This is a genomic window from Bradyrhizobium sp. AZCC 1721 (assembly GCF_036924715.1).
In the GTDB taxonomy this organism is placed as follows: Bacteria; Pseudomonadota; Alphaproteobacteria; order Rhizobiales; family Xanthobacteraceae; genus Bradyrhizobium.
This window is the reverse complement of record NZ_JAZHSB010000001.1, coordinates 2,488,820-2,500,652: the sequence shown is the minus strand read 5'-3', so window position 1 is coordinate 2,500,652 and position 11,833 is coordinate 2,488,820. Positions and strand designations below refer to the sequence as shown.

The 11,833-nt window shown below is 62.3% G+C and carries 11 protein-coding genes; 5 read left to right on the top strand and 6 right to left on the bottom strand.

All coding sequences use genetic code 11. The annotated features are described in order from the left end of the window. Positions 1-163: 163 nt before the first annotated feature. A complete protein-coding gene (locus V1273_RS11830) occupies positions 164-994 on the bottom strand; it encodes an ImuA family protein (RefSeq protein ID WP_334409704.1) in 831 nt (276 codons plus the stop codon). A 227-nt stretch (positions 995-1,221) separates the two neighbouring features. Here V1273_RS11830 and V1273_RS11825 point away from each other — a divergent pair, with 227 nt between their 5' ends. Further along, positions 1,222-2,604 carry a UdgX family uracil-DNA binding protein gene (locus V1273_RS11825; RefSeq protein ID WP_334409702.1) on the top strand — a complete coding sequence of 461 codons (1,383 nt, stop codon included), beginning with the start codon at positions 1,222-1,224 and terminating at the stop codon, positions 2,602-2,604. Between the two features lie 391 nt (positions 2,605-2,995). Here V1273_RS11825 and V1273_RS11820 read toward each other — a convergent pair whose 3' ends face one another. Then, positions 2,996-3,466 (bottom strand): VOC family protein, encoded by a 471-nt coding sequence (locus tag V1273_RS11820; protein ID WP_334367852.1) that lies wholly within the window; start codon positions 3,464-3,466, stop codon positions 2,996-2,998. A gap of 341 nt (positions 3,467-3,807) precedes the next feature. Between V1273_RS11820 and ppk2 the strand changes: the two genes are divergently transcribed. Next, on the top strand, positions 3,808-4,734 hold the full coding sequence (gene ppk2 / locus V1273_RS11815; protein ID WP_334369226.1) for a polyphosphate kinase 2: 927 nt from the start codon (positions 3,808-3,810) through the stop codon (positions 4,732-4,734). A 163-nt stretch (positions 4,735-4,897) separates the two neighbouring features. Here ppk2 and V1273_RS11810 read toward each other — a convergent pair whose 3' ends face one another. Then, positions 4,898-6,070, bottom strand: a complete 1,173-nt coding sequence (locus V1273_RS11810; RefSeq protein ID WP_334367851.1) for a M20 aminoacylase family protein — start codon at positions 6,068-6,070, stop codon at positions 4,898-4,900. Between the two features lie 171 nt (positions 6,071-6,241). Here V1273_RS11810 and V1273_RS11805 point away from each other — a divergent pair, with 171 nt between their 5' ends. Further along, positions 6,242-7,864, top strand: a complete 1,623-nt coding sequence (locus V1273_RS11805; protein ID WP_334409701.1) for a GMC family oxidoreductase — start codon at positions 6,242-6,244, stop codon at positions 7,862-7,864. 81 nt (positions 7,865-7,945) lie between these two features. After that, positions 7,946-8,599 (top strand): hypothetical protein, encoded by a 654-nt coding sequence (locus V1273_RS11800; RefSeq protein WP_334367849.1) that lies wholly within the window; start codon positions 7,946-7,948, stop codon positions 8,597-8,599. Between the two features lie 96 nt (positions 8,600-8,695). Here the strand turns inward: V1273_RS11800 and V1273_RS11795 are convergent, their stop codons facing one another. Beyond that, a complete protein-coding gene (locus V1273_RS11795; protein ID WP_334367848.1) occupies positions 8,696-8,950 on the bottom strand; it encodes a hypothetical protein in 255 nt (84 codons plus the stop codon). Positions 8,951-9,289: 339 nt separating this feature from the next. Between V1273_RS11795 and V1273_RS11790 the strand changes: the two genes are divergently transcribed. Further along, positions 9,290-9,604: an EthD family reductase gene (locus V1273_RS11790; RefSeq protein WP_057848059.1), complete on the top strand. Its 315-nt coding sequence runs from the start codon at positions 9,290-9,292 to the stop codon at positions 9,602-9,604. Positions 9,605-9,932: 328 nt separating this feature from the next. Here the strand turns inward: V1273_RS11790 and V1273_RS11785 are convergent, their stop codons facing one another. Both V1273_RS11785 and V1273_RS11780 read right to left on the bottom strand, forming a co-directional pair. Further along, positions 9,933-10,085, bottom strand: coding sequence for a hypothetical protein (locus tag V1273_RS11785; protein ID WP_334367847.1), 153 nt, complete (start codon positions 10,083-10,085; stop codon positions 9,933-9,935). A 159-nt stretch (positions 10,086-10,244) separates the two neighbouring features. Then, on the bottom strand, positions 10,245-11,711 hold the full coding sequence (locus V1273_RS11780) for a flavin-containing monooxygenase (protein WP_334367846.1): 1,467 nt from the start codon (positions 11,709-11,711) through the stop codon (positions 10,245-10,247). Between the last annotated feature and the right edge of the window lie 122 nt (positions 11,712-11,833).

The window sequence follows — 11,833 nt, the reverse complement described above, 5'->3', positions numbered from 1 at the left end:
GGCGGTGCCGTTCCCTCCCCCCTTGCGGGGGAGGGTTAGGGAGAGGGGTAAGCCACGAGCACTGCCGTTGCCGCCACCCCTCTCCCCCGCCCTCCCCCGCAAGGGGGGAGGGAGCCCACTGTTCGTGTGGCTAGAGATTTCGCTTGAAACCGCTTGGCAATTTTCAGCTTGCGCGGCGCTGGCCGGCGAAAGCTTGCGCTTGATGCGGTCGATGGGCAGGCGTGGCAGCCAGAGGCTGAGGATACGCCGACGGTTCTCTGAATAGGCACTCATCACAATTCCATTCCATGATCCAGCGGCCGACCGGGCCATGACGGTTACGAACGAGTTGCGCGTCGAACACCGGCGCGCCCCAGGCGCTCCAAGGCGCCGCAGGCTTTGGAGCCGCCGCAGGCTTTGGAGGCGCGCCCGGCGGCGAATGCGCCGCGCGCACGATCCATCGGGTCTCCGCGGTCGAGGGGCGCGGCTCCGCCGCCACCCGCAGCAGCAATGCGGTGACGCCGGAGGCTGCTGCGGCCAGCGTGAGCTTGCGGCTGGCGACGAGATCGAGCTGACGCGCCTGCCCCCAGACTTCCAGCACGACGGCGCCGAGCGCGTCGCAGGCCAGCGCGTCGGCGGCGGTCCGCAGCGCAGCGTCAGTGTCGGTGGCGCGCACGGTGACGAGCAATCGCGGATCGAGCCCGAGTTCGGCGAGCCCGCTCATCGACAGCGCGCCCGATTCAATTTCCGAAAAATCCTGCCGTACCCAGACCAGCGGCCGGCGCGGCGACACCCTTCCCGCCAGCCCTGCGATGAAGCCGGTTGCGGTCGCGCTCTGGTGTCCCTCGGCGAACACTTCATGCACCGCCGCGAGCGCAAGCCCGCCGTGCAGCACAGCATCTGCCGCCTTATGGCCAAGCGTAATCTTGTTGAGGTCATGCGCATCGCCATGCGCCTCCAGGCGCTCGATGCTTCCGCGCAAACTCGCAAGCGTGCTTGTGCGTGCGGTGCTCATCCGCCGTTCCTTCAGAAAATTGGCCTTTACCGCTTTTTCCCTAAGTGAACGCGCGGCTGGCTCATTTGTTCATGATATGTTCTAATATAAAGCTAACAGCGCCGGCAGAGTCAATCGAGATCGACGCTTTGGCGATTCATGAGCGGAATCAAAGGGATTCGCGGGCCCCTCCAGACGACCGCAAAGCCGTTGCGCGGGGATGCGGGCAGAGAGTGTGGAGTAAGCACATGCACCACATCATCCTAGATAGCCAAACTGATTTTGATGGCTGGCGTAAAGCGGCCCGCGCGCTGGCGCTGAATGACGTGAAACCGTCCGACGTGAGCTGGCGCGTGGCTGATGATGCGCCCGAACTGTTCGCGCCGACCGCGCCGCCGCTCGAGCCGCCACAGGGCACCTTCAACGTGCCGGCCAGGTTCGTCGAACTGGCGGAGGTTGCGATCCTGCACCGCAACCCCGAGCGCTTCGCCCTGCTCTATCGCCTGCTATGGCGGTTGCGAACGCATCACGATCTGCTTGAACTCACGACCGATCCTGACGTGGCCGAGATCACCGCGATGGCCAAGGCCGTGCGCCGCGACGAGCACAGGATGCATGTCCTTGTCCACTTCCGCGAAATAGGCCGCGAGCAGAAATCGCACTTCGTCGCCTGGTTCGAGCCGGAGCACCACATCGTCGAACTGGCCGCCCCGTTCTTCGCACGCCGTTTCGCCGACATGCCCTGGTCGATCCTGACGCCAGATCTCTGCGCGCATTGGGACGGCCATGTCGTCTCGTTCACGCCGGGCGTCAGCAGAAGCGAAGCCCCTAGCGCGGACCGGCTGGAGGAAACCTGGCGGCGCTATTCAGCCAGCATCTTCAACCCGGCGCGGCTGACGGTGAAGACGAGGAACCTGCAAGAGGGTTCAATAATTAAGCCTGCAGTCAAGCGTGCGGAACGCGACGCTACGGAACCACACCAGGCGCCAAAACGGCCGGAGCCGCCCATGGTGCGCAGAAGAGTTCGGGACGACATCGAGACGCTGCGCGAAGAAGCCGCCGATTGCCGCGCCTGTCATCTTTACAAGAATGCCACCCAGACCGTGTTCGGCGAAGGCCGGCAAACCGCGCGGATCATGCTGGTTGGCGAGCAGCCCGGCGACAAGGAAGACCTCGCCGGCAAACCGTTCGTCGGGCCCGCGGGGCAAATGCTCGACCGCGCACTGGAAGAAGCCGGCATCGACCGCCGCACGGTCTACGTCACCAATGCGGTCAAGCATTTCAAGTTCGTGCCGCGCGGAAAGATCCGCCTGCACCAGAAGCCGAACACGCCGGAGATCAAGGCCTGCCGGCAGTGGTACGAGCGCGAGCTGGCCGCGATCAAACCCGATCTGGTGGTGGCAATGGGCGCAACCGCAGCGCAAAGCGTGTTCGGGAAAATGACGCCGATCAACAAGAACCGCGGCCGCGCGATCGATCTCGACGACGGCACCACGGCGCTGGTGACGGTGCACCCGTCCTATCTGCTGCGATTGCCGGACGTCGACGCCAAGGCGCGCGAATACCGGCGCTTCGTCCAGGACCTCAAAATCGCCGCCGACGTGCTGCGAAAATCGGCACATGCGGCCTGAATTCCGCCAATCCGATAGTCGCAATTTCTGGTGAAACATAACGGGAAAAATTGACAAACCCGTCTGCAACTATTAATTGATAGAGGACACGATCGCATTCTCAAGGGAATGTGGGACGTCTGCTCACGCGATGATGCTCCCACATGGTCGACGCGCTGCGCGGTTCCCTACCTCCAGCCCCGGCGCCGTGCAGCGCGCGACCCTCTTCATTCAAGAACCTCTTAGCGTTGCACCGCATGGCTGAAGCGACGTTCCCCGGATGCTGCGCAGCGCGCCGCACTTGCGGCGGCGTGGTGCGCTGCTGATCCGGGGTCCCGGCTCTGCGGCGCAGCGTTACACGCTGCACCGCGTCCGGGACATGCGATAGCGCTTCGAAAAGGCCGTCATACGTTTAGCCTCTCGCCACGGCCTCCAGTTCAGCAATATCGAACTTGACCATCTTCAGCATGGCCTCGGCAACGCGCTTGGCTTTCGCGGGATCGGGATCGTTCATCAATTCGCCGAGCCGTCTGGGCGCGATCTGCCAGGATAGGCCCCAGCGGTCCTGCAGCCAGCCGCATTGTTCGATCTTGCCGCCCTCCCTCAAAGCGTCCCACAAATGGTCGATCTCGGCCTGCGTGTCGCATTCAACCATGATCGAAAAACTGTGGTTGAACGGGTCGAGGGGCCCCGCCTCGATCGCCATGTAGCGCTGGTCGCCCAGGGTAAAGGCCGCGATCTTGACGCTGCCGGGCGGGCCGCTCGGGCTCTCGGCAGGCAGCGACGAGACCCACTGGACTGATGAGCCGCGGATCAGCGAGGTGTAGAAGCCGATCGCGGCCTCCATATCCTTTTCGAACCAGAGATGCTGTGTGACCCTCATCGACGCTGCCTTTCTCTATCAGTTACTGGCCGGCGCGCTGCCGCTCCTGTGACAAGGACGGATGGAAGAGGCGGCGTTCCGACAGGGGCTAATAAAAATATTGTGGAATTTCCTTGAACCTTGCCGGCCGCGATCTGCCTGTCGGTGCCTCTACGTACTGTTCTCGAACCTGACGCCATCGGCGATGCGGCCGGGACGCTGCCGTGGCAGGCCCCGACGGATGGCGGGAGACCGGAACCAAACTGCGGCCTTCTACTTTCAGCAAAGTGACGGATGATACGGCAAGGACACCGACATTCACACATCACGCGACCCCAACAGCTCTGCAGCCGGAGCCCGCCATGACCAAAAAGCACCCGAAGGGCACCAAGCTGATCCACGACCCGATTCGGGAGGAAATGCTGGACAGTTTCGATGAGGAACTAGAACTTGAGATCGACGACGATCGCCTCGATGCGCTGACCAATGAATTTGCCGACTATACGGCAGAAGAGACGATCGATCGTCGCGTATACTTCAAGGAATTATTCCGTCTGCAGGGTGAATTGGTAAAATTGCAGACTTGGGTGCAGCACCACCAGCTCAAGGTGGTGGTGATTTTCGAGGGGCGCGATTCCGCCGGCAAGGGCGGCGTCATCAAGCGCATCACCCAGAGGCTCAATCCGCGGGTATGCCGCGTCGCGGCGCTGCCGGCACCGAACGAGCGTGAGCGCACCCAATGGTACTTCCAGCGTTACGTTTCGCATTTGCCGGCCGGCGGTGAGATCGTGCTGTTCGACCGCAGCTGGTACAACCGCGCCGGCGTCGAGCGTGTGATGGGCTTCTGCACTGAAGACGAAGTCGAGGAATTCTTCCGGTCGGTGCCGGAATTCGAGCGCATGCTCGTGCGCTCCGGAATAACCCTCATCAAGTACTGGTTTTCCATCACTGACGAAGAGCAGCATTTGCGCTTCATGATGCGGATCCACGATCCGCTCAAGCAGTGGAAGCTCAGCCCGATGGATGTGGAATCGCGCCGCCGTTGGGAGCTATATACCAAGGCCAAGGAAGCGATGCTGGAGCGTACCCACATTCCGGAAGCTCCCTGGTGGCTGGTCGAAGCCGACGACAAGAAGAAGGCACGGCTGAACTGCATCGCGCATCTGCTCGAACAAATTCCCTACCATGAAATCAAGCTAGAACCGGTGGTACTGCCGCCGCGGGTTCGCCATCCGGAATATAGCCGCGGGCCGATTCCCCGCGAAATGTACGTACCGGAGCGCTATTGAGCGCCGCGTGACCACCGTCCTCATACTGAAGGCGGAGAGCCCTCCCCGCACTTCAAGTTGCGGCTGAACGGCAAATAATGAAGGCCTGTATTGGAGATACAGGCCTTCCTTGATGCTCTCTCGCACGTCATGTGCGATCGAAGTTGAAGTGGCGTCGCGCGCGTTACGACGCCGCCAGCTTGTTCTCGACCAGCTTGATCCAGTAGGAGGTGCCGTACACGATCGCCTCGTCGTTGAAATCGTAGGCGGGGTGATGAAGCCCTGCGCTGTCGCCGTTGCCGCAGAAGATGAACGCGCCCGGCCGCGCCTCCAGCATGTAGGAAAAGTCTTCCGCGCCCATCAGCGGCGGCATCTCGTGGACGTTCTGGGCACCGGCCACCTCCTTGGCCACTTGCGTGGCGAACTCGGTCTGCTCGGCGTGGTTCTTGGTCACGGGATAGCCGCGCTCATAGACGAGGTCGATCTTGGCCCCGGTCATCCTGGCTACGCCTTCACACACCTCGCGCACCCGCTTCTCGACGGTCTCGCGGACTTCAGGCGTTAGCGTCCGCACGGTGCCCCGGAGTTCCGCGGTGTGCGGGATCACGTTGCGGGCGTTGCCGGCGTGGAACTCGCAGATCGAGATCACCGCCGACTCCAGCGGATCAATGGTCCGCGAGACGATCGACTGCAGGGCAGTAATGAGCTGTGAGCCGACGAAGACGGAATCGATGCATTTGTTGGGGCGCGCGGCGTGCCCGCCAAGCCCCTCGATCTTGATGTCGATCGAGTCGGTTGCCGCCATAACCGGGCCGGAGCGGATGGCGAACTGGCCGACCGGAATGCCCGGACCGTTATGCATGCCGTAGACCTGCTCGATGCCGAACCGGTCCATCAGCCCGTCCTGGATCATGGCGGCGGCGCCCGCGCCGCCCTCCTCGGCCGGCTGGAAAATCACGACCGCATCGCCGGCGAAATTGCGGGTTTCGGCGAGGTACCGCGCTGCACCCAAAAGCATCGCGGTATGACCGTCATGGCCGCAGGCGTGCATCAGGCCCGGCGTCCTGGACGCATGAGGAAGGTTGGTCGCCTCCTCGATCGGCAGCGCGTCCATGTCGGCGCGAAGCCCGATCACCTTGATCTCGCCCTTGCCGGGCTGCTTGCCCTTGATGACGCCAACAACGCCGGTACGGCCAAGGCCGGTGGCGACCTCGTCGCAGCCGAATTCGCGCAGCCGATCGGCCACGAATGCTGCAGTGCGGTGCACGTCGTACAGCAACTCGGGATTTTGATGGATAACGCGGCGCCAGGCCTGGATATCGGGTTGCAGATCGGCGACGCGGTTGACGATGGGCATGGGAATTCTCGAACCTCAGGTTGGAACGTTAGACCTCTGTAGCATGCAAGCGGCGGTCCACCCAACAGCCTGGAGACGCCGCCCATTCCCGGACGTCATGGCCGGGACTTGTCCGAGCCATCGACGTCTGACTATTAGGCATAAGGGGCGCGTGATGGGCGGAAACTGAGCATGCCGAAAAGGCTTGAAGGCGATTTCGATTATATCGTGGTGGGCGCGGGCACCGCCGGCTGCATCATGGCCAACCGGCTGTCGGCCGATCCCAAAAACCGCGTGCTGATCCTGGAGGCCGGCGGCAACGACAACTGGATCTGGTTTCACATCCCCGTCGGCTACCTCTTCGCGATCGGCAATCCCCGCTCGGACTGGATGTTTCGGACCGAACCGGAGCCCGGGCTCAATGGGCGGTCGCTCGCCTATCCGCGCGGCAAGGTGATCGGCGGCTGCTCCGCCATCAATGCGATGATCTCGATGCGGGGCCAATCCGCCGATTACGATCACTGGCGCCAGCTCGGCCTCACCGGCTGGGGCTATGACGACGTAAAGCCGCTGTTCAAGCGGCTGGAGGACCATTTCCTCGGTGAGAGCGAACATCACGGCGTTGGCGGCGGCTGGCGCATCGAGGCGCCGCGGCTGTCCTGGGAGGTTCTCGACGCGGTCGGCGATGCCGCCGAGGAAATGGGCATCAAGCGCATTGCGGATTTCAACACCGGCGACAATGAGGGCGTGAGCTATTTCCACGTCAACCAGAAGCGCGGCCGCCGCTGGTCGTCCGCGCGCGGTTTTCTCAAGCCGGTGCTCAACCGCGCCAATCTGCGGCTGGAAAAACACGTGCTGGTCGACCGGCTCATCATCGAGAACGGCCGCGCCGTCGGCGTGCGCTTCATCCAGGGCAATGAGATGATCGAGGCCCGCACCAAAGGCGAGGTCGTGTTGTGTGCGGGATCGATCGGCTCGACGCAGGTACTGCACCGCTCCGGCATCGGGCCGGCCGACTGGCTGTCACCGCTCGGCATCGATGTTGTGCTCGACAGACCGGGTGTGGGGCGCAATCTGCAGGACCATCTGCAGCAGCGCGCGATCTACAAGGTCGAGGGTGTGCGCACGCTGAACGAAACCTACTGGTCGCTGGTCCGGCGCGGGATGATGGGACTCGACTATGCCTTCCGCCGCCGCGGGCCGCTGACGATGGCGCCCTCGCAACTCGGCATCTTCACGCGCTCCGACGCTACCCGCGCCCGCGCCAACATCCAGTTTCACGTGCAGCCGCTGTCGCTCGACAAGTTCGGCGATCCCCTGCACCGCTTCCCCGCGATTACCGTGAGCGCCTGCAATCTGCAGCCGACCTCGCGCGGCACCGTGCGCATCCGCTCGGCCAACCCTGACGAAGCGCCGTCGATCGCACCGAATTATCTGTCGACCGACGACGACCGCCAAGTCGCAGCCGACGCGATCAGGACCACGCGGCGGTTGATGAAGCAGAAAAGGCTGGAGCGATATCGGCCGCAGGAGTACCTACCCGGCCCGACTGTTGGCGACGACGATGCGTCATTGGCAAAGGCCGCCGGCGATATCGGCACCACGATCTTCCATCCCGTCGGCACCGCGAAGATGGGCGCGGCCAACGATCCGATGGCCGTGGTCGACGAGCGGTTGCGGTTTTACGGCATCGGCGGATTGCGCGTCGCCGACGCGTCGGTAATGCCGACGATCACGTCGGGCAACACCAACACGCCGACGGCGATGATCGCGGAGAAAGGTGCGACGATGATCCTGGAGGATGGGCGCAAATAGCTGCGCGATGGAACGTGGCGCGGAGTTTTCATTCCCCGACGCGATCGTTGAGTTTATTTCGCGTTGTAGTAGAGTCGATTCATGCGTTTCCAGCCTACCATTCTGTCACTACTCCTCACTGCGATTTTGCTGTGCGCGTCGATTGCAGCCGCCCCCGGAGATGACCGCTCGGGAGCTGACGTTCAACAAGATGTCCGCCAGAAATACGACGCCATCTCGTTTGTTGGAGGAGACTTTGACATTTCGGACCCGGCTTTGGTGCCGAGACAACTCGTGCTTGCCGCCGAACAGTCAGGCTGCCAGTACAAGACCGACATCAAAGAGCTCCCGATCCGTTTCATCAGCGCCGAAAACCGCCAACTTGCATTGGTGTATTGTTCCGGGATCGTTGGATCGCATCACGTATTCGACTTTGTGGACCGGCGAAGGCCAAAGCTGGTAGAGCTTCCGTTCATTGCAAAGAAGGACGGTTTCGGCACGACAACCAAACCGGGCCTGATCACCTGGAAAAGAGGTGCCGGCGTATTTGAAGCCGTAACCGGATCGGACATGTGTCCCAATTCGGAGCTCCGGCACACCTATCGATTGGGCTTGAGCGAAGGCTGGGTCAGCCGGGCCGCAAGTTTCGTGGTCGTCCGCGTCGAAGTCAGGGAAAAGCCCTGCCGTGGCGAAAACACCGAATGGACCACGGTATGGGAAGCGCCACCATGGCCCAAATCTGTCGTTGTTCGCTAAGCCCGATTCCCTTGTCTAGGCCAAATAGCCAAGTAGCCAGATATGGTAGCGTGTCGCGCCAATGCGCCCGACGGCTCATCCTGCTACTGCTAACGGCTACTGCGCCCTGCGATGATTCCTCGGCGTGACGGACCTCTGCCGCATTCGCGGCGCCGGCGCGGGTGCGGCCTCGTTGTAATAGGCATTGGATTGATTGAATGACCGGTATGACGGCCGGCCGCCGAGCACGTCGGCATTGGGATGATAGAAGGAATAGGCACCGGGCTCCTGGATCGCGGGTTGCGCGAACACGGGCGTTGCGATCGCGGTCATCAGAAACGCGGCGGCGAGTGCTGGGATAGACTTGGTCATTGGTGATATCCTCTTATCGTGAAATCACTCCATCCAATTGGGTATCGCAGCGCAAAAGCGGATAGCCATGCGGCGGCTCTCACCACGATTTGAAAAGTCGTGCTTGAAAGCGCGCGATGGCGTGAACGTGCGGAATACGCCCGCCAGCATCAGCAGAATATTTGCCTACAAATGAAACGATCGGCCGGCCTGCCCGCGCTGAATATCGGCGCAGACGTGCGGCAGCGGCAAGATGAGGCGAAGGTATGCCGTCTTCCGGTTGCAAGATCCGCAAAACTGACACAGATTTCGGGCATTGCCGGAGAATAACGGCGAACGCGAGAATCGGAGGGCACGTCCATGATCAAGGTAAGCGTGATGTATCCCAATACGCCCGGCGGGCGCTTCGATCACGACTACTACCGCGACAAGCATATGCCGCTCGTGAAAGCGCGCATGGGCGACGCCTGCAAGTCCTACACGGTCGACAAGGGCCTAGCCGGCGGCGCGCCCGGCGCTCCCGCCACCTATGTCGGCATGTGCCACATCTTCTGCGACTCGATCGAGGCGTTCCAGACCGGCTTCGGGCCGCATGCCAAGGAGATCATGGCAGACATCCCGAACTATACCGACCAGTCTCCGGTGATCCAGATCAGCGAAGTCGTCGTAGGCTGATGGCGCAGCCGCGGCTCGCAATGATATAGGGTGGGCAAAGGCGCGCTTGCGCCGTGCCCACCATCTCTCGGCGATCGTACTTCTCTGATGCGCTTCGTCCCTGCCTCCGTGCGCAATCGCGCACTCGGCGCAGGGACGACGGAATAGAGGCGAGAACCCTTCAACTTGTCGCCCCTGCGAACGCAGGGGCCCATACGCCGCGACCGGCGAAATGGGCACTCGGGGGACGGCTGCGTTTCAACAATGTAGGCCGGTGGTTATGGGTCCCTGCGCCGAGTGCGCGATTGCGCACGGAGCCAGGGAAGACGGAGGAGAGAGCGCCCTGCCGTCAACCCCGCAGCGCCTGCAGTCCCTTGAACGTCAGCCGCTTCGGGTCGCGGACCCCGGCCAGATAGAACTTGCGGATGAAGGCGATCGCCGCATCGCGGTCGCAATCGGTCAGCGCCACGATGGCGTCGACGGCAATTCGTTGGGCGTCCATGGGCGTCCTCGTGCTGTCAGGGGCCGCAAGCTACACAGCGTGCGACACGCCGGTTAATCCGGCGTTAACCGTGAGGACATGTTGGACGATTCGAAGCCATCTACGTATACGCGAAACGACGCATCGGACGGCCGGACGCACCCTCGCAAGGTGCATCGCTCACGAATACTGCATCACGCCATCATCGACCTTGCCGTAACGAAGCGTGACGATGTCGAGTGCGTAGTTCTGGTACAGCCGCCACGGCCGCTTCGAGCCCTGCTTGGGCAGTTTGGCGATCGAGCGCTGCACATAGCCGGAGGAAAAATCGAGCGACGGCAGTTCGGTGACGTCAGGATCGACATTATGCGGCATGCACTGTTTGTGGCCGTTGCGGTCCATATAGTTGATCAGCCGGCAGACATATTCGCAGGTCAGATCGCATTTCAGCGTCCACGACGCGTTGGTGTAGCCGAACGCGGCCGCCAGGTTCGGAATGTCCGAATACATCATGCCCTTGTAGTTCAGCGTTCGCGCGAAATCGACCGTGCGGCCGTCGACGCTGACTTCGAGCCCGCCGAGCACCTGCAGAACCAGTCCGGTCGCGGTGACGATGATATCGGCTTCAAGCTCGCTGCCATCCTTCAGCTTGATGCCGCTCCTGGTAAAAGTGTCGATCTCGTTGGTGACGACGGAGGCGCGCTTGTCGCGGATCGACTTGAACAGATCGCCGTCCGGCACCAGGCAGAGCCGCTGCTCCCACGGATTGTAGCGCGGCGTAAAGTGCTTTCCGACATCGTATTCCGGCCCCAGCGCCATCTTGACGCCGCCGAGGATCAACTGCTTGGCGCGCTCGGGCTTGCGGCGGCAGAGCTGAAAGAAATACATGCCGAACAGCACGTTGCGCCAGCGGATCAGGTGATAGGCGAGCTTGGCGGAGAGCTTTTGGCGCAGCTTGTTGGCGAGCGCATCCTCCGCCGGCCGCGCCACCACATAGGTCGGCGAACGCTGCAGCATCGTGACGTGCGCAGCGGTCTTGGCCATCTCAGGCACCAGCGTCACGGCGGTCGCGCCCGAGCCGATCACCACCACGCGTTTTCCCGCATAGTCGAGGTCCTCGGGCCACTTCTGCGGATGCACGATCTGGCCGGCGAAGTCCGCCGTGCCCGAAAAATCCGGCGTGTAGCCTTCCTCGTATTTGTAATAGCCCGAGCACATGAACAGGAAATTGCAGGTAAAGCGCACGGTCTCCGCCGCGCCCTCGCCCACGTTGCGTTCGGCCTCCACCGTCCAGCGCGAATCCGGCGACGACCACGCGGCGCGTTTGACGCGGTGGTGGAAGCGGACGTGCTTGTCGATGCCGTTGTCGGCAGCGGTCTGGCGCACGTAGTTCAGGATCCGCGGTCCGTCGGCGATCGCCTTCGGTTCGGTCCACGGCCGAAACGAATAGCCGAGCGTGTACATGTCCGAGTCGGAGCGGATGCCGGGATAGCGGAAGAGATCCCAGGTGCCGCCGATGCAGTCGCGCCCTTCGAGGATGACGTAGCTCTTGCCGGGGCACTTCTCCTGCAAATGATAGCCCGCGCCGATGCCGGACAGTCCCGCGCCAACAATGAGGACGTCGAAATGCTCTGCCGTATCGGTCATGGCGATCTCCCTGCTTTCAGATGTAATGTCCAGCAGGCAGAAATTGCAACTCGCATTGTCAGGTTGCTGCGACGATACAGGCTGTATCGGAATTTACCGTTGAACTTCAACCGTCGCAGGTT

What these genes read in the sequence shown, in the direction of transcription:
- V1273_RS11830 (WP_334409704.1), bottom strand. Translation starts at nt 994, where the DNA reads ATGAGCACCGCACGCACAAGCACGCTTGCGAGTTTGCGCGGAAGCATC.
- V1273_RS11825 (WP_334409702.1), top strand. Translation starts at nt 1,222, where the DNA reads ATGCACCACATCATCCTAGATAGCCAAACTGATTTTGATGGCTGGCGT.
- V1273_RS11820 (WP_334367852.1), bottom strand. Translation starts at nt 3,466, where the DNA reads ATGAGGGTCACACAGCATCTCTGGTTCGAAAAGGATATGGAGGCCGCG.
- ppk2 (WP_334369226.1), top strand. Translation starts at nt 3,808, where the DNA reads ATGACCAAAAAGCACCCGAAGGGCACCAAGCTGATCCACGACCCGATT.
- V1273_RS11810 (WP_334367851.1), bottom strand. Translation starts at nt 6,070, where the DNA reads ATGCCCATCGTCAACCGCGTCGCCGATCTGCAACCCGATATCCAGGCC.
- V1273_RS11805 (WP_334409701.1), top strand. Translation starts at nt 6,242, where the DNA reads ATGCCGAAAAGGCTTGAAGGCGATTTCGATTATATCGTGGTGGGCGCG.
- V1273_RS11800 (WP_334367849.1), top strand. Translation starts at nt 7,946, where the DNA reads ATGCGTTTCCAGCCTACCATTCTGTCACTACTCCTCACTGCGATTTTG.
- V1273_RS11795 (WP_334367848.1), bottom strand. Translation starts at nt 8,950, where the DNA reads ATGACCAAGTCTATCCCAGCACTCGCCGCCGCGTTTCTGATGACCGCG.
- V1273_RS11790 (WP_057848059.1), top strand. Translation starts at nt 9,290, where the DNA reads ATGATCAAGGTAAGCGTGATGTATCCCAATACGCCCGGCGGGCGCTTC.
- V1273_RS11785 (WP_334367847.1), bottom strand. Translation starts at nt 10,085, where the DNA reads ATGGACGCCCAACGAATTGCCGTCGACGCCATCGTGGCGCTGACCGAT.
- V1273_RS11780 (WP_334367846.1), bottom strand. Translation starts at nt 11,711, where the DNA reads ATGACCGATACGGCAGAGCATTTCGACGTCCTCATTGTTGGCGCGGGA.